The sequence below is a fragment of the Kitasatospora sp. NPDC004745 genome (assembly GCF_042873275.1).
In the GTDB taxonomy this organism is placed as follows: Bacteria; Actinomycetota; Actinomycetes; order Streptomycetales; family Streptomycetaceae; genus Kitasatospora.
This window is the reverse complement of record NZ_JBIALK010000006.1, coordinates 284,233-301,393: the sequence shown is the minus strand read 5'-3', so window position 1 is coordinate 301,393 and position 17,161 is coordinate 284,233. Positions and strand designations below refer to the sequence as shown.

The 17,161-nt window shown below is 74.6% G+C and carries 14 protein-coding genes; 8 read left to right on the top strand and 6 right to left on the bottom strand.

The window, feature by feature from the left end; translation table 11 throughout:
• Positions 1 to 37 precede the first annotated feature (37 nt).
• Positions 38 to 928 (bottom strand): oxidoreductase, encoded by an 891-nt coding sequence (locus ACFYUY_RS14420; protein WP_387900691.1) that lies wholly within the window; start codon positions 926 to 928, stop codon positions 38 to 40.
• 219 nt (positions 929 to 1,147) lie between these two features.
• Between ACFYUY_RS14420 and ACFYUY_RS14415 the strand changes: the two genes are divergently transcribed.
• From ACFYUY_RS14415 to acs, 3 genes are all read left to right on the top strand, one after another.
• Positions 1,148 to 2,155, top strand: coding sequence for an ATP-binding protein (locus tag ACFYUY_RS14415; RefSeq protein ID WP_360217159.1), 1,008 nt, complete (start codon positions 1,148 to 1,150; stop codon positions 2,153 to 2,155).
• Positions 2,156 to 2,582: 427 nt separating this feature from the next.
• A complete protein-coding gene (locus tag ACFYUY_RS14410; RefSeq protein WP_360217162.1) occupies positions 2,583 to 4,952 on the top strand; it encodes a SulP family inorganic anion transporter in 2,370 nt (789 codons plus the stop codon).
• 241 nt (positions 4,953 to 5,193) lie between these two features.
• Positions 5,194 to 7,149, top strand: a complete 1,956-nt coding sequence (acs, locus tag ACFYUY_RS14405; RefSeq protein ID WP_387900689.1) for an acetate--CoA ligase — start codon at positions 5,194 to 5,196, stop codon at positions 7,147 to 7,149.
• Positions 7,150 to 7,207: 58 nt separating this feature from the next.
• Here acs and ACFYUY_RS14400 read toward each other — a convergent pair whose 3' ends face one another.
• Positions 7,208 to 8,458, bottom strand: coding sequence for a serine hydrolase domain-containing protein (locus ACFYUY_RS14400; RefSeq protein WP_387900687.1), 1,251 nt, complete (start codon positions 8,456 to 8,458; stop codon positions 7,208 to 7,210).
• Between the two features lie 403 nt (positions 8,459 to 8,861).
• Here ACFYUY_RS14400 and nhaA point away from each other — a divergent pair, with 403 nt between their 5' ends.
• The 4 genes from nhaA to ACFYUY_RS14380 all read left to right on the top strand — a co-directional run bounded on the left by nhaA (position 8,862) and on the right by ACFYUY_RS14380 (position 12,438).
• Positions 8,862 to 10,235, top strand: coding sequence for a Na+/H+ antiporter NhaA (gene nhaA / locus ACFYUY_RS14395; RefSeq protein ID WP_360205488.1), 1,374 nt, complete (start codon positions 8,862 to 8,864; stop codon positions 10,233 to 10,235).
• 189 nt (positions 10,236 to 10,424) lie between these two features.
• Positions 10,425 to 10,901 (top strand): phage holin family protein, encoded by a 477-nt coding sequence (locus ACFYUY_RS14390; RefSeq protein ID WP_360205490.1) that lies wholly within the window; start codon positions 10,425 to 10,427, stop codon positions 10,899 to 10,901.
• Positions 10,902 to 11,064: 163 nt separating this feature from the next.
• Positions 11,065 to 12,084, top strand: coding sequence for an alpha/beta hydrolase (locus ACFYUY_RS14385; protein ID WP_360205493.1), 1,020 nt, complete (start codon positions 11,065 to 11,067; stop codon positions 12,082 to 12,084).
• A gap of 144 nt (positions 12,085 to 12,228) precedes the next feature.
• Positions 12,229 to 12,438, top strand: coding sequence for a hypothetical protein (locus ACFYUY_RS14380; protein ID WP_360205496.1), 210 nt, complete (start codon positions 12,229 to 12,231; stop codon positions 12,436 to 12,438).
• A 72-nt stretch (positions 12,439 to 12,510) separates the two neighbouring features.
• Here the strand turns inward: ACFYUY_RS14380 and ACFYUY_RS14375 are convergent, their stop codons facing one another.
• The 4 genes from ACFYUY_RS14375 to nth all read right to left on the bottom strand — a co-directional run bounded on the left by ACFYUY_RS14375 (position 12,511) and on the right by nth (position 16,335).
• Positions 12,511 to 13,212 (bottom strand): metal-dependent hydrolase, encoded by a 702-nt coding sequence (locus ACFYUY_RS14375; protein WP_360205499.1) that lies wholly within the window; start codon positions 13,210 to 13,212, stop codon positions 12,511 to 12,513.
• Between the two features lie 258 nt (positions 13,213 to 13,470).
• Entirely contained in the window at positions 13,471 to 14,655 is a 1,185-nt protein-coding gene (locus ACFYUY_RS14370; protein ID WP_360205502.1) for a MarP family serine protease, read from the bottom strand.
• 46 nt (positions 14,656 to 14,701) lie between these two features.
• Entirely contained in the window at positions 14,702 to 15,448 is a 747-nt protein-coding gene (locus ACFYUY_RS14365) for an NUDIX hydrolase (protein ID WP_387900685.1), read from the bottom strand.
• Positions 15,449 to 15,465: 17 nt separating this feature from the next.
• Entirely contained in the window at positions 15,466 to 16,335 is an 870-nt protein-coding gene (gene nth / locus ACFYUY_RS14360; protein ID WP_360205508.1) for an endonuclease III, read from the bottom strand.
• Positions 16,336 to 16,506: 171 nt separating this feature from the next.
• On the opposite strand from nth, the gene ACFYUY_RS14355 reads away from it, so the two are divergent.
• A complete protein-coding gene (locus ACFYUY_RS14355) occupies positions 16,507 to 17,124 on the top strand; it encodes an RraA family protein (protein ID WP_387900683.1) in 618 nt (205 codons plus the stop codon).
• The last annotated feature ends 37 nt before the right edge of the window (positions 17,125 to 17,161 follow it).

The window sequence follows — 17,161 nt, the reverse complement described above, 5'->3', positions numbered from 1 at the left end:
TGACGGGACGCCCCGGCGGGCGGATCCGCCCGGCCGCTCAGACCATTCCGCGCTGCATCGCCTCGCAGACCGCCGTGCTCTCCCGCACGCCGAGCCGCAGCGCCCTGCCGCTGTGGGCGATCCAGGCCGCCATCCCCTCCGGCGTGCCCGCCAGGTAGCCGGCCAGGGCCCGCCGGTAGGCGCCGGTGCCGAGCTCCGCGAACCCGACCTCGGCCGGGCAGATCGACTTCGGGTCCAGCCCCTCGGCGAGCAGCACGATCCGTTGGGCGGCCCGCGCGATCACCCCGTTGTGCGCGCCGAACGGGCGCAGGGCGAGCAGTTCGCCGTGCACCACCGAGGCCACCACCAGGGCCGGCGTCCCCACGCCCTGGCCCTCCGCGCGCGCCACCATCAGCCGGGAGAGCTGGTCCAGCCGGGCGGCCACCTCCTCCGCGCCGGGTGCGGGCGGCAGCACGGGCGGCGGCCCGTCCTCCACGACGGCCCCGACGCCCTCCACCGGCTCCAGCTCCAGCGGGAACAGCTCCTCCGCGCCCTCGCCCGCCCGGCGGGGCCGCCCGGCCGCCGGGTCGGCGTCGCCGACCGCGAGCAGGTGGAGCCTGGCCAGCACCTGGAGCGGCGAGTGCCGCCAGACGCTGAGCAGCTGACCGGCCTCGGCGGCGATCCGCAGCGCCGCGCCGACCGTGCGGGCCTCCGGGTCCGCACTGAAGTCGCTGCGGCGCCGGACCTCCTCCAGCGGCCAGTTCGCCCCGGCCAGCGCCGCCGACGCGCGGGCGCCGCGCAGCGCGGACTCGGAGGTGACCTCGGCGGCGCGGCGGCGCATCACCCGGTGGCCGTAGAGGCGGTCGACGGCCTTGCGGACCTCGGCGACGGCGTCGGGCACCCCGGGGAGCTGGGCCAGCGGGGCGAGGGGATCTGTTCCAGTGCTCACCTACCCGAGAGTAATGAACCGGCGGCCCCTCCCGGAACAGCAACCCCGCATCACCCTTTAGAGGCAATCCTCACTTCCCTCCACCGGGCACGCCCAAACCCCGGCTAGCATGACCGCTATCGGAGACGATAACGATTTCCAGTTAGGGCGCCCCCGGCGGGCGCGACCCCTGAGCAGGCGGCCCCGCACGCGGGCCCGGAGCGAGAGTCGGAGTCCCAGATGAAGATCGCCTTCGTCGGCAAGGGCGGCAGCGGGAAGACCACGCTGTCCGCACTGTTCATCCGCCACCTGGCCGCCGCCGGCCGACCGGTCATCGCCGTCGACGCCGACATCAACCAGCACCTCGGCCCCGCACTGGGCCTGACGGACGCCCAGGCCGCGGAACTGCCCTCGCTGGGCGCGCACCTGCCGGAGATCAAGGAGTACCTGCGCGGCGACAACCCGCTGATCCGCTCGGCCGACGAGATGATCAAGACCACGCCGCCCGGCCGCGGTTCGCGCCTGCTGCGGATCGTCGAGGAGAACCCGGTCTACGCCGCCTGCGCCCGCCCGATCGCCCTGGACGAGGGCTCGGTCCGCCTGCTGGCCACCGGCGCCTTCACCGAGGAGGACCTCGGCGTGGCCTGCTACCACTCCAAGGTCGGCGCCGTGGAGCTGCTGCTCAACCACCTGCTGGACGGCCCCGACGAGTACCTGGTCACCGACATGACGGCGGGCTCGGACTCCTTCGCCTCCGGGCTGTTCACCCGCTTCGACCTGACCTTCCTGATCGCCGAGCCGACCCGCAAGGGCGTCTCCGTGTACCGGCAGTACAAGGACTACGCCCGCGACTTCGGCGTCCGGCTGCGGGTGATCGGCAACAAGGTGCAGGGCCCCGACGACCTCGCGTTCCTGCGCCGCGAGGTCGGCGACGACCTGCTCGCCACCTTCGGGCACTCGGACTGGGTGCGCCGCCTGGAGCAGGGCGCCGAGCCCCCGCTGCGGGCGCTGGAGCCGGCCAACCGGGCCGTGCTGGAGCAGCTGCGGAGCGAGGCCGAGGCGGCGCACCGCCGGCGGGACCCGCGCCGCTACACCGAGCAGGCCGTCCTCTTCCACCTGCGCAACGCGGAGAGCTGGGCCAACGCCAAGGTCGGCATCGACCTGGCGACCCAGGTGGACGAGGCCTTCGTGCTCGACGGGTCGGCAGCCGTCGACGTGCGCCCCGCCCCGGCCGGCGCGCCCGCCTGACCCCGCACCACCCGAACGGGCCGCGGCCCTCCCCCGGATCACGGGGAGGGCCGCGGCCCGTTCCGCACACCCCCCACCCCACGCCACCAGCAGATTCCCGACCGTTCGAACACCACCCAATGGGGTGAATCAGACGGTTTTCCCCTTCCCTCCCGGAATGACGCTGTGCAAAGCTTTCATTACCCTCGGTTTACCGAGTCTTGATGGTCCGTTCCGGACGGCCCCCGGCGAGACGTCCCGCACCTCGCCCGGCCCCCTGGCGGGCCCTGATGGTCGACGCCCGGCCGGTGACACCCGCACTCCCCGCCGCGCCCACGCCATCCCGCCACACCGTCGCGACCCACGACAGCCGATCCGCCCCGGAGCCCCACCCCGGACTCACCGCCGGACCTGACTGCGTTCGTTCCCCCGGACAGACGGGAAGACCATGACCCTCGACATCTCCAGCGCACCCATCGCCTCCGACACCACCGACCACGCCCCGCCGGGCCCCGGCGGCCGCGCCCGCTGGGCGCAGGACCTCTCGGCCTCCCTGGTGGTCTTCCTGATCGCCGTGCCGTTCTCCCTCGGTATCGCGCTCGCCACCGGCGCCCCGCTGACCGCGGGCCTCGCCGCGGCCGCCGTCGGCGGCATCGTGGTCGGACTGTTCGGCGGCACCCCGCTGCAGGTCAGCGGGCCCTCGGCCGCGCTGACGGTGATCACCGCCGGGCTGATCGGCCAGTACGGCTGGCAGGCCACCTGCGCCATCACCCTCGCCGCCGGCCTGCTCCAACTCCTCCTCGGCGTACGGCGGGTGGCCCGCACGGCGCTCGCCGTCTCGCCCGCCATCGTGCACGGCATGCTGGCCGGGGTCGGGCTGACCATCGCCATCGCCCAGCTGCACGTCGTCCTGGGCGGCTCCCCGCAGAGCTCCGCGATCGCCAACATCATCGCGCTGCCCGGGCAGTTGGGCGCCCCGCACCCGCCCGCACTGCTGGTCGGCGCGGTGACGGTGGCCGTCCTGCTCGGCTGGCCCCGGCTGGCCCGACTCCCCGGCCGCGCAGGCGCGTTGGGCGCGAAGCTGGCCAAGGTGCCGGGGCCGCTGGCCGCCGTCGCCGCCGCCACCGCGCTCGCCCTGACCCTGGGCCTGCGGCTCGCCCACATCGGGCTGCCCGCCTGGGAGCCGCACGCCCTGGTGCCCGCACTGCCGCACGGTCCGCTCGCCGGTGTGCTGGCCGCCGTCCTCACCGTCACCGCCGTCGCCAGCGTGGAGTCGCTGCTGTCCGCCGTCGCGGTCGACCGGATGTCGCACCGCACCGGCGACCTCGACCGCGAACTGCGCGGCCAGGGCCTGGCCAACATGGTCAGCGGGCTGGTCGGCGGGCTGCCCATCGCAGGCGGCGCCGTCCGCAGCACGGCCAACGTCCGGGCCGGCGCCCAGAGCCGGTGGGCCTCCGTGCTGCACGGCGCCTGGGTGCTCGCCGCCGCGCTGGCGCTGACCGGCGGGCTGCGCCGGATCCCGCTCTCCGCGCTGGCCGCGCTGGTCCTGGTGGTCGGGCTGCAGATGGTCAGCTTCGCGCACATCCGCAACGTGCACCGGCACCGCGAGTTCCCGGTCTACCTGACCACCGTGCTCGGCGTGGTGGCCTTCGGCGTGCTGTGGGGCGTCGCGTTCGGCGCCGGCACCGCCGTGCTGCTGGCGCTCTACCGGCTGACCCGCGCCCACGTGGACGTGCTGCCCGGCCCGGACGGCGCGGTCACCGTCCAGACGCACGGCCCGCTCACCTTCACCGCCGTCCCCCGGCTGAGCCGGGCGCTGGCCGGGATCCCGGCCGGCGCCGAGGTCACGGTGGTCCACGACGGCTCCTTCCTGGACCACGCCGCGTTCGAGACGCTGCACAGCTGGCGGACGGGCCACCAGGCAGCCGGCGGCCGGGTCTCGATGGTGACGCGCCGCCAGGACGACGAGGTGCTCGACCCCGACGGCACCGTACGGGCCGGCAGCTCCCCCGGCCCGCACCGCTGCCGGGCCTGGACACCGTGGGTCGGCCACCACTGCATCGAGCAGCAGGAGGACCCGCACGGGCGGCTGCTGGACGGCGTCCGGGTGTTCCAGCAGCACACCGCCCCGCTGATCCGGCCCGAACTCGCCCGGCTGGCCCGGGAGGGGCAGACCCCGTCCCAGCTCTTCCTGACCTGCGCGGACTCGCGGATGGTCACCAGCATGATCACCAACAGCGGCCCGGGGGACCTCTTCACCGTCCGCAACGTGGGCAACCTGGTGCCGGCCCCGTTCGAGCCGGGCGCGGCCGACGACTCGGTGGCCGCCGCGGTGCAGTACGCGGTCGAGGTGCTGGAGGTGCGCTCGATCACGGTCTGCGGCCACTCCGGCTGCGGCGCCATGAAGGCCCTGCTGGACGGCGTGCACGAGCGCCCCGGGCCGCCCACCCCGCTGGCCCGCTGGCTGCGCAACGGCCGCGGGGCACTGGACCGGCTCCGCCGGGTGCCCGCCGGGTTCGACGACCGCCCGGTGGTCGACCTGGTGGAGCAGCTCTGCCTCACCAACGTGGTCCAGCAGTTGGACCAGCTGATGGCGAACCCGGCCGTGGAGCGCCGGGTCGAGGAGGGCTCCCTGCGACTGGTCGGGATGTACTTCGACTTCGCCACCGCCCAGGCCTACGTGCTCGACCGCGCCAGCGGGACGTTCAGCGCGGTCGGGCCGGTCGGGCCGGCGGGAGCCGACACGGCCGAACGGGTGAATGAGGACGGGCGGGTTCCCGTCGACGCCGGAGGGGAGGCCCCCGAGCTGGCCGCCTGAGAGCCGGGCCCGTGTCCCCGCCGGGCGGGCCGGGGCACGGGCTCCAGCCACCGTGCGGCCCGTCGCCCCGAGGGCGGCGGGCCGCACGGCACGGCGTTCGACAGTCGGTCAAAGGTCTACACCAATTCCAAGGAGCCTCTTGTCAAGTGCCCCGTTCGCCTGGTGAGCTGTGCGCTGGGACACACGGGACAATCCCCACGCACGGGATCGTCCCCGATCATGACTCGATGAGGAGTGCGCGTTGAGCAACGAGAGCCTGGCCAACCTGCTCAAGGAGGAGCGGCGTTTCGCCCCGCCGGCAGAGCTCGCCGCAGCCGCCAACGTCACCGCGGCCGCGTACGCGCAGGCCTCCGAGGACCGTCTGGGGTTCTGGGCCGAGCAGGCCCGCCGGCTGAGCTGGGAGGTCGAGCCGACCCAGACGCTGGACTGGTCGAACCCGCCGTTCGCCAAGTGGTTCGCCGACGGCACCCTCAACGTGGCCTACAACTGCGTGGACCGCCACGTCGAGAACGGCCTGGGCGAGCGGGTCGCGATCCACTTCGAGGGCGAGCCCGGTGACGGCCGCTCGATCACCTACGCCCAGCTCAAGGACGAGGTCTCGCAGGCCGCCAACGCGCTGCTGGAACTCGGTGTGCGCAAGGGCGACCGGGTCGCCGTCTACCTGCCGATGATCGCCGAGGCCGTCATCGCGATGCTCGCCTGCGCCCGGATCGGCGCCACCCACTCGGTGGTCTTCGGCGGCTTCTCCGCCGACGCGGTCGCCTCCCGCATCCAGGACGCCCGGGCCAAGCTCGTCATCACCGCCGACGGCGGCTACCGCCGCGGCAAGCCCTCCGCGCTCAAGCCCGCCATCGACGAGGCCCTGACCAAGGTCGACGGCGTCGAACACGTCCTGGTGGTGCGCCGCACCGGTCAGGACACCGCCTTCACCGAGGGCCGCGACGTGTGGTGGCACGAGATCACCGCGCGCCAGTCCACCGAGCACACCCCCGAGGCGCACGAGGCCGAGCACCCGCTGTTCATCCTCTACACCTCCGGCACCACCGGGAAGCCCAAGGGCATCCTGCACACCTCCGGCGGCTACCTCACCCAGGCCGCCTACACCCACCACGCGGTGTTCGACCTGAAGCCGGACACCGACGTGTACTGGTGCACCGCGGACATCGGCTGGGTCACCGGCCACTCGTACATCGTCTACGGCCCGCTCGCCAACGGCGCGACCCAGGTCGTCTACGAGGGCACCCCGGACACCCCGCACCAGGGCCGGTTCTGGGAGATCGTGCAGAAGTACGGCGTCACCATCCTCTACACCGCGCCGACCGCGATCCGCACGTTCATGAAGTGGGGCGACGACATCCCCGCGAAGTTCGACCTCTCCTCGCTGCGGGTGCTGGGCAGCGTCGGCGAGCCGATCAACCCCGAGGCGTGGATCTGGTACCGCGAGCACATCGGCGCCGGCCGGACCCCGATCGTGGACACCTGGTGGCAGACCGAGACCGGCGCGATGATGATCAGCCCGCTGCCCGGTGTCACCGAGACCAAGCCCGGCTCCGCCCAGCGCGCGCTGCCCGGCATCGCCGCCACCGTCGTCGACGACGAGGCCAACGAGGTCCCCAACGGCTCCGGCGGCTACCTCGTCCTGACCGAGCCGTGGCCCTCCATGCTCCGCACCATCTGGGGCGACGACCAGCGCTACATCGACACCTACTGGTCCCGCTTCGAAGGCCGCTACTTCGCGGGCGACGGCGCCAAGAAGGACGAGGACGGCGACATCTGGCTCCTCGGCCGGGTCGACGACGTGATGCTCGTCTCCGGCCACAACATCTCCACCACCGAGGTCGAGTCCGCCCTGGTCGGCCACCCCGCCGTGGCCGAGTCCGCGGTCGTCGGCGCCACCGACGCCACCACCGGCCAGGCCATCGTCGCCTTCGTCATCCTGCGCGGCACGGCCACCGACACCCCCGAACTCGTCGAGGAACTGCGCGCCCACGTCGGCCGCACCCTGGGCCCGATCGCCAAGCCCAAGCAGATCAAGGTCGTCGGCGAGCTCCCCAAGACCCGCTCCGGCAAGATCATGCGCCGCCTCCTGCGCGACATCGCCGAAGGCCGCGAGGTCGGCGACACCACCACGCTCGCCGACAGCACCGTGATGAGCCAGATCCAGGCCCAGCTCCCGCCCACCGCCAGCAACGGCTGAGCTGCGCGACCGGTCTGACCGGTGCCCCGGGCGGTGACCACCGCCCGGGGCACCGTCGTCACTCCGGCACCACCCCGCCCGGCGCGGCCCGCCCACCGCGCCCGGTGGACCGGGCACCGGCGGCCCCGCCCTCCGCGGCCCCGCCGTCCTCGCCGCCGACGCCGTCGCTCCCGGCCGTCCGGTCGGCGGCCAGCGTCCGCAGGGTGGCGTACGCGCGCTGGACGAAGCCGCGGCTGCGCAGCGACCGGGACCCGGCCATGACCGCGAGGCCCACCTCCGCCCGTGGACTGAACCCGACGAAGGCGGTACCGCCGCGGGTCGACCCGGTGTGGAACACCAGCTCCTCCTCCACCCCCTCGTCCTCCCCCGGCCCGCCCCCGGGCGTCCGGTCCGGGCCCGCCCCCGAGCGCTGGTTCCAGCCCAGGCAGATCCGGGTCCCGCCGCCGCGGCGTCGCCCGGCCCGCGGCCGGCGGACCTCGCCGAGCGCGGTCCGCAGCACCGCCGCGTCGGCCGGCTCCGGGAGCGGAACGGCGTCCAGGGACAGGTGCGCCTGCAGGTAGCGGAGCATGTCGTCGGCGGTCGAGCGCAGGGCCGCCGCGCCGGGCAGGGCCGGCAGCCGGAACGACGGCACCCGGCGGCCGCGCCGGTACCGGGCGACGTCCTCCGGGCCGGGCCCGCAGGAGGTGTCCACCAGGCCGAGCGGCCCGCAGACCCGGGCGGCCAGCAGGTCGTCGTAACGCTGTCCGGCCGCGTTGGCCAGCAGCATCCCGAGCAGTCCGCAGCCGAGGTTGGAGTAGCGCACCTGCGTGCCCGGAGTCCCCCGGACGGGGGTCCGCGGCAGTGCCCCGAGCAGGTGGGCGGGGCCGAACGTGGCGTACGGGCGGGTGAACCACCGGGGGGCCACGGCCGGCAGCAGGCCGACCGGTGACCGGGGCAGGCCCGAGGTGTGGGTGGCCAGGTGGAGCAGGGTGATCGGCCGCTCGTGCGGGTAGCCGGGGGCGGCGTGCGCGGGGAGGTAGCGGTCGATCGGGTCGTCGTAGCGGACGTCCCCCCGGGCGGCCATCTCGGCGAGCAGCAGGCCGGTGAACGTCTTGGTGACGGAGCCGAGCTCGAACCGGGTGTCGGCCCGGACGGGGCGTTCGGCGGAGCGGTCGGAGTGGCCCCGGCAGGCGACCGTCCGCTCGGCGCCCCGGATCACGGCGACGGCGATGCCGCCGCCGGGGCCCGCCGCGTGGAACAGCGGGCGGAGCAGGTGGTCGAGGTCCGCGGGGACGTCGGTACCGACCGGGGGGTACAGCGCGGTGTTCATCGGTCGGCGCTCCACCGGGGGAGTCGCCGCGACGGCGGTAAGAGGGGTGGTCTGGGCATGGTCGTGCCTCCGGTCGGTCCCGGCCGTTCCCCACCGGGGGGGCGCGCCGCCCCGGGTCGGGCGGCGCCTGCGACCGACGATAGGGACGGGTTCACCCGACTGCATGCGGCCGGGGCCATCCGGGTGCAGGGCGGGTGCTCCCCGGGGGTGCGGAAGCCGTCGGCAGGGCTTAAGTCCTTCAGTAGGACGATCCGGTCGTCACCCGAACGATCCCGCTAGACTGCTAAGGACGCATCAAGGTCCCCGAGCAGGAGACCGGGCGTCACAGGGCGCGCCGGGAAGTCTGGTCGGCAACTGCACCACCCGTGCATCCGTTGCCGCTCCCAGCCCCAGGAGGTCCCGCGTGACCGACCAGCCGCCCGTCCCCGAGCCGACGACCCGCCGGCAGTTCCTCGGCCGGCTGTCCCTGCCCGAGCGGACCTTCATCACCGACGCCCTGCGGACCGAGACGGTCGGCGGCGTGCTGCTGCTCGTCGCCGCCGTGGTGGCCCTGATCTGGGCCAACGTCTGGCCGCAGGCCTACCAGAGCGTCCTCGACCACACCGTCGGCCCGTCCGGCCCGCTCCACCTCGACCTCACCCTCGGCAACTGGGCCAAGGACGGCCTGCTGACGATCTTCTTCTTCGTGGCCGGCATCGAGCTCAAGCGCGAGTTCGTCGCGGGCGAGCTGCGCACCCCGAGCGCCGCGCTGCTGCCGGTGGTCGCCGCGGTCTGCGGTGTGGCCCTGCCCGCCGTCCTCTTCACGCTCGTCAACTCGGGCGGCGGCGGCCACCCCGGCGGCTGGGCGATCCCGACCGCCACCGACATCGCCTTCGCGCTCGGCGTGCTGGCCGTGGTCGGCAGCCACCTGCCGTCCGCCCTGCGCGCCTTCCTGCTGACCCTCGCCGTGGTGGACGACCTGATCGCGATCCTGATCATCGCGGTCTTCTACAGCTCCGGCATCAAGTTCTGGGCGCTCGGCCTGGCGCTGGCCGGCCTGGTGCTGTTCTGGTTCCTGCACCGGCGCGGGGTGCACGGCTGGTACCTGTTCGTGCCGCTGGCCTTCTTGACCTGGGCGCTGATGCACGAGAGCGGCGTCCACGCCACGGTCGCCGGCGTCGCGATGGGCCTGATGCTGCGCTGCCACCGCGAGGGCGACGAGCAGCAGTCCCCCGGCGAGCACATCGAGCACCTGGTCCGCCCGCTCTCGGCCGGCCTGGCCGTCCCGGTCTTCGCGCTGTTCGCGGCCGGGGTGACGATCTCCGGGCCGGCGCTGCGCGAGGTGTTCACCCAGGCCATGCCGCTCGGCATCGTCATCGGGCTGCTGGTCGGCAAGACGGTCGGCATCTTCGGCGGCACCTGGCTGGCCGCCCGCTTCACCCGGGCCGAACTGAACCCCCGGCTCAGCTGGGCCGACCTCTTCGCGGTCTCGGTGCTCGCCGGCATCGGCTTCACGGTCTCGCTGCTCATCAGCGAGCTGGCCTTCCCCGGCGACCCGGCCCTCGCCGACCTGGCCAAGACCGCCGTCCTGGTCGGCTCGCTGTTCTGCGCGACGATCGCCACCGTGCTGCTCAAGCTGCGCAACCGGCACTACCGCGCGCTGTGCGAGGAGGAGGACCGGGACGTGGACGGCGACGGAGTCCCGGACGTCTACCAGCAGGACGACCCGGCCTGGCGGGCCCGGGTCGCCGACCTCACCCGGCACCCCCGCGAGGAGGGGCCCGGGAAGGCGCCCTGAGGCCCTCCGGCGGCCCTCCCCGGCCCGGGACACGTCCCCCCGGCGGGGCCCCGGAGTGGTGTGCGACTGACCGGTAGGGGCATGATTCTGAGCTGTCGACAGTCCACGGACGCCTCCGGGCCCCCACCGGCCTCCGGAACCGCACCACACGGCGGCGTCACGCCGCACAGCCGCAGAGGAGAACCGCTGATGCCCGCAGGAGCCGCAGACCCGTCCAGCTACGGCCGGGCGCCCTACGAGGGCGAGCGTTCGGTGGGGCAGCTGTTCGCGGCGGCCACCGCCGACCTGTCCGCGCTCGTCCACGACGAGATCGCGCTCGCCAAGGCCGAGATCCGGGCGGACGTCAAGCGCGGCGTGTCCGGGGGCGTCTCACTGGCCGTCGCCGGCGTGGTGCTGCTGGCCTCCGTCCCGATGTTCAGCGCCGCCGCCGCGTTCGGCATCCACGCGCTGGGCCTCTCGCTCGGCTGGTCCTTCCTGATCGTGGCGGCCGCCTACGTGCTGCTCGCGGTGGTGCTCGGGCTGCTGGCCTGGCGCTCGTTCAAGAAGATCGAGAAGCCGCACCGCACCATCGAGGGCGCGCAGAGGACCGCCGACGTGCTGAAGAACGCCCGGCCGCGCCCGGCCACCCAGGAGGAGATCGACCGGGGCCTGGGCCGCATCCCGTAACCGCCCGCCCGCCCGTCCGGTGACGGCCGGTCCGGCGGCCCGCCCGTCCCTCCCCGGCGGCGGCGCGCCGGCCCGTCGGACGGCGGCCCGCCGGGCGCTCCCGGACCCGCCGGGAGCGAGTGCCGGGCACGTGTCCGGCGCACGGATGTGACACGCTCTCGGTATGCCGCTTGACCAGAAGCCCGTACCCGCGCAGCCGTCCGCCGCATCCGGCCCCGCCCCGGCCCCCGGACGGGAGCCCGCCGAGGAGGCCGCCGGCGGTGCCGTCGACGACGCCGCCGAGGCCTGGAGCGTCCGGCAGGCCGGCCCGTGGACGCACCGCGACCTGGCGGCCAACGGCGCCCGGTTCCACATCGCCGAGCTCGGCGCGGGCCCGCTGGTGCTGCTGGTGCACGGCTGGCCCGAGTACTGGTGGGCCTGGCGCCACCAGCTGACCGCGCTGGCCGAGGCCGGCTACCGGGCGGTGGCCCTCGACCTGCGGGGCATCGGCGGCAGCGACCGCACCCCGCGCGGGTACGACCCGGGCAACCTGGCGCTGGACATCACCGGGGTGATCCGCTCGCTCGGCGAACGCCGGGCGCACCTGGTCGGCCACGCCTCCGGCGGGACGCTGGCCTGGGTCGCGGCGGTGATGCGCCCGTCGGTGATCCAGAGCCTCACCGTCGTCTCCGCCGCGCACCCCCGGGACCTGCGCCGGGCCCTGCTGACCGACCGCCGCCAGGCGGCCGCCTTCGAGCACGTGCTGGGCTTCCAGCGGCCGTGGATACCGGAACGCCGCCTGGTGGCCGACGACGCCGCGCTGGTCGGCCACTACCTGGACGCCTGGACCGGGCCGAACCAGCTCGACGGGGCGGCCAAGCACGCGTACCGGCAGGCGATCCAGATCCCGAGCACGGCGCACTGCTCGATCGAGCCGTACCGCTGGCTGCTGCGTTCGATGGCGCGCCCGGACGGCATCCAGTTCGCCCGGCGGATGAAGAAGCCGATCACGGCGCCGACCCTGCACGTCCAGGGCGCGGCGGACCCGGTGCTGCTGTCGCGCACCGCGCTCGGCGGCGGCGAGTACGTGGCGGCGCCGTACCGCTGGCGGCTGCTGCCCGGGGTGGGGCACTTCCCGCACGAGGAGGTTCCGGAGCAGTTCACCGCGGAGCTGCTGGACTGGATCGGCCACCACAAGGAGTGAGGCACGGGCCCTTTCGGCGGGTCCCGCGGGAAGGGCCTTCGGCCCCCAACTCCCTTGACGCTGAGCTCATATGACAAGCGCATAGGACAACTTCGACGCGACCCGGGCGATTACCCCCACCGGCCCAGGGGCATCCATTCCGGTATGACCTGGATGCCCGATCGCGGCGGTGCCCCGCGCGCCCAACGCCAGAACAGCTCCCAGCGCTCCGCCCACCGCCCCGACCGGGCGGACGACCTCGGCTTCGACGGCCTCGACCGCCGCCAGCGGCCGGCGCAGCGCCAGCTCGGCATCCCGCGCATCCTGGGCCGGCGCGCCCGCTGGGTCGGCGCACGACTGCGGCGCGAGACCTGAGGCCCCGCGCCGCACCGCCCGGCGTCACCGGCCCGACCGGCCGGCGGCCCGGCGGCCCCGGCGCCCGGCCGGTCAGTTCACGATCGTGGGCGACAGCGCCGTGAACCAGAGCAGGACGAAGGTCGCCACCGACATGATCGGCACCAGCACCTTGGTCTCCACGCTGTTGCCGCTGCGCTTGATCAGCACCACCTCGTAGCGCTCCTTGTGCGGCCACAGCAGCGGCGCGCCCTTCTTGGTCAGGCAGTCGCCCAGCAGGTGCGCCAGCGTGCCCAGCGCCACCGCGTAGGGCAGCCAGCCGGGCGAGTTCGGCATCCAGGTGTTCATCCCGAAGGTGCCCAGCGCGGACAGCCCGACGATGGTGATCCAGGTCTGCGGACCGTCCCCCGGCGGGCAGAGCCGCAGCGCCCGGATCGCCAGCGCGAGCAGGAAGAACGTCAGCGCGAGGGTGAAGTTCCGGCCCAGGAAGGTGACCCCGGCCCAGGTGCCGCCGCCCATCAGCGCGACGAAGAGCAGCGAGTGGGTGGCGTGCCGGTGCCCGCCCGAGGCCCAGGCCACGAAGCGGCAGAGGGCCTTGGAGAGCGGGCCGAGGAAGTTGGCGATCGAGCCGTCGTGGTGGTCGAGGTCCGGCAGCAGGGCCGCACCCGCGCACAGCACGGTGCCCATCAGTATGTCCGCGGGCTGCAGCGTGGTGTGCAGCAGCAGCGGGGGCAGGAACGGCGCCGAGGCCGCGTACAGCATCGCCCCGCTGACCGCGTGCGAGTGACCCATCATCGGACTTCCCCGACCTCCCGTGCGACTCACTCCGGGACGGCGCCCGGTTGAGCCGAACGGGTGAGCGCGGCAGAGGCTACCAGGGGGGACTGACGATCCGACGGACATCCGGCGGAGTGCCCCCGGCGCGTCCCCGATGCTTCCCCGCCGGCGCGTCCCCGGTGCTTCCCCGCCGGCGCGTCCCCGGTGCTTCCCCGCCGGAGGGCGGAGCCGACCGGGGCGGGGGCCCGGCCGGCGGGTGCGGCCCGCCGGCCGCGGTCAGAGCGCGCAGCCCTGGGTGTCCACCCGGCTGCTCGCGGTGCTGCCCTTCTCCGCGTCCTCCCGCACCTCGGCCGCGGTCAGCACGTACCCGGTGTCCGCGCTGTCCAGCGACTTGGCGAACACCACGCCGTACACCTGGCCGTCCGGGGTGAGCAGCGGGCCGCCGCTGTTGCCCTGGCGGACCAGCGAGCGGACCGAGTAGACGTCGCGCACCACCTGGCCGCGGTGGTAGATGTCCGGGCCGTTGGCCTGGATCCGGCCCCGGATGCGGGCCGGCTGGACGTTGAAGGCGCCGTTCTCCGGGAAGCCCGCCACGATCGCGCTGTCGTTGGTCTTCGCCTCGCCCGCGAAGGTCAGCGGGGGCGCGTTCAGCTTGGGGACGTCCAGCACCGCGATGTCGCGCTGCCAGTCGTAGCGGACCACCGTCGCGTCGTACAGCTGGCCCGTCCCGCCGATCTGCACGGTGGGCTCGTCGACCCCGCCCACCACGTGGGCGTTGGTCATCACCCGGTGCGGGGCGAAGACGAACCCGCTGCCCTCCAGGGTCTTGCCGCAGGAGGTGGCGGTGCCGACCACCTTGACCAGGCTCTGCTTCGCCCGCGCCACCGCCGGGGTGCCCGCCAGCGCCGGGTCCGGCGTGTCGACCTGGGTGATCGGCTCGTGCTCGAACGGGTTGAAGACCTGCGGGAAGCCGTTGCGGGCGAGCACCTTGGAGAAGTCCGAGAACCAGTTCGGCGCGTCGTCGGGCAGCGCGTTCTGCACACCCCCGAGGATCGCCGAGGAGCGGACCTGCTTGGACACCGTCGGCAGCGACGCCCCGGCCAGCGCCGAACCGATCAGCCAGGCCACCAGCAGCATCGAGACCACGTTCACGGCCGAGCCGCCCAGCGCGTCCAGCACCCGGGCCGGACGGCGGTCGATGTGCCCGCGGAGCTTCCAGCCGAAGTGCGCGGTGACCGCCTGGCCGATCGCGGCGAACACGATCACCACCACCACGGCCACCACCGAGGCCGTGGTGCCCGGGCTGAGGTGGTCCAGCAGCAGCGGCAGCAACTGGACGGCCAGCAGCCCGCCGCCCAGGAACCCGACCAGGGACAACACACCCACCACGAAGCCCTGCCGGTAGCCCGACACGGCGAATCCCACGGCAGCGGCGATCAGCAGCACATCCAGGACGTTCACCCCGACACCCTCCCACGGCCCCCGGCCCGGCCGTACCGACGGCCCCTCACGAGGAGCCGGCGTCGCCGCCCGGCAGCGCGCTGGAGTGGTCGAGGTCTCCCTGGACCAGGGCCAGCGCCTCGTCCGAGAGGTCGACGACCCGGGACGGGTCCCAGGGCCGCTCCAGGCCGCTGTGGTGCAGCACCCGGTCGATCACCCCCGCCGTGAACCCCCAGACCAGCCGGCCGGCGACCGCGAAGGCCGGCCCGACGTGCCCGGAGGGGTGCCGCAGCCGCACCCGGTTCGCCGGGTCGGCGAGCTCGGCGACCGGCACCCGGAACACCGCGCCCGTCTCCCCGCGGTCCACCGGCCGCACCGGCGACTCCACCCGCCACCAGCCGAGCACCGGGGTCACCACGAACCGGCTCACCGGGATGTACAGCGCGGGCAGCGCCGCGAACACCTGCACCCCGGCCGGGTCCAGCCCGGTCTCCTCCCAGGCCTCCCGAAGCGCCGCCGCGACCGGGCCCGGGCCCTGCGGGTCGCCGTCCTCCGGATCCAGCGCGCCGCCCGGGAAGGACGGCTGGCCGGCGTGCGAGCGCAGCGAGCGGGCCCGCTCGATCAACAGGAGGTCCGGCCCGTCCGGCCCCTCGCCGAAGAGCATCAGCACCGCCGCCGCCCGGCCGCCCTCGGCCGGCGGCAGGAAGCGGCTCAGCTGCTCCGGCAGGACCCGCTCGGCCGCCTCCCGCACCGGCTCCAGCCAGGCCGGCAGGCCGTCCCGCTCGATCACCCGGGCCTCCCGCGCCTCCGGCATCTCCTGCGCCCCGCGCGTCACTCGCCCACCGCCAGGTCCGCGACCCGGCCCAGGTGGGCGTCGGCGTCGGCCCGTGCGGCGGCCTCGCCGGGGAAGTCCGCCGGCGGCTTCAACCGCTGGCCGGGCCGGCCGCCCATCTCGTACTTGAGCAGCTTGCGCGCCTTCTCCGGGTCCGTCTCGCCCTCCCCGTACGCCGGGCAGAGCGGGGCGATCGGGCAGGCCCCGCAGGCGGGGTTGCGGGAGTGGCAGATCCGGCGGCCGTGGAAGACCACCCGGTGCGACAGCATCGTCCACTCCGACTTCGGGAAGATCTCGGCGACCACCGCCTCGACCTTCACCGGGTCCTCCTCGGCCGTCCAGGCGAACCGCCGGGCCAGCCGGCCGAAGTGGGTGTCCACGGTGATCCCGGGCACTCCGAAGACGTTGCCGAGGACCACGTTGGCGGTCTTGCGGCCCACGCCCGGCAGCGTCACCAGGTCCTCCAGGCGCCCCGGCACCTCGCCGCCGAACCCGTCGCGCAGCGCGACCGAGAGGCCGATCAGCGCCTTCGCCTTGTTCCGGAAGAAGCCGGTCGGGCGGATGACCTCCTCCAGCTCCTCCGGGTTCGCCGCCGCCATGTCCTCCGGCGTCGGGTACTTCGCGAACAGTGCGGGCGTCGTCTGGTTCACCCGCAGGTCCGTGGTCTGCGCCGACAGCACCGTGGCCACCAGCAGCTGGAACGGGTTCTCGAAGTCCAGCTCCGGGTGCGCGTACGGGTACAGCTCCGCCAGCTCCCGGTTGATCCGCCGCGCCCGCCGCACCATCGCCAGGTGCGACTCCGGCTTCCTCGCCCTCACGGCCGGCCGGGCCTTCGGTGCCGCGGCCTTCCGGACCTTGCTCTCTGCCATGCACGAAGGCTACTTCGACCGGCCGACCCGTCGGGGCGGATCAGCCCGACCGGTGCCCGGAGGGGCCGCGCCCCGGCAGGCCCCGGTGCGTGCGGGCGCCCGTCCGGGAGCGTCGCGGACGGGCCGTGGAACCATCGCTCGACGGCATCCCCACCCGGAGGACGAGGAACCATGGACGAGGACTTCAAGGACATCCCCACCACCACCCTGGCCGACGTGCTCGGGCGCGAGCGGGTCATGGACGCCGGCATCCGCCCGCTCTGGTCGGGGGCGCCCCGGGTGGCCGGCCCGGCGTTCACCGTACGGTGCCCGCCGGGCGACAACCTGATGCTGCACGCGGCGATCTACCGGGCCGAGCCGGGCGCCGTGATCGTCGTCGAGTCGGGCGACCCGGACCACGCGCTGGCCGGGGGCAACGTGTGCGCGGTGGCGCAGCGCCGGGGCGTCGCCGCATTCGTGGCCGACGGCCTGATCCGCGACCTCGGCGAGGTGCGGGAGCTCGGCTTCCCGGTCTTCGCCCGGGGGGTGATCCCGATCCCGGGGGCGAAGCGGGCCCTCGGGGCGCACGGCGGCCCGGTGCGCTGCGGCGGCGTCCTGGTCGCGGCCGGGGACGTGGTGGTGGCCGACGAGGAGGGCGTGGTGGTGGTCCCCGCCGCCGGGCGCGCGCCGACGCTGGCCGCGGCCCGGGCCAAGCTGGCCGAGGAGGCCGCCGAGTCGCTGGACGACTGGGAGGCCGCGCACCGCGCCCGGATCGAGCAGAGCCTCGGCGAGCTGGGTTTCACCGGCTGACGGACCGGCGGGGCGACGGCCCGGGCACCCGGGCCGT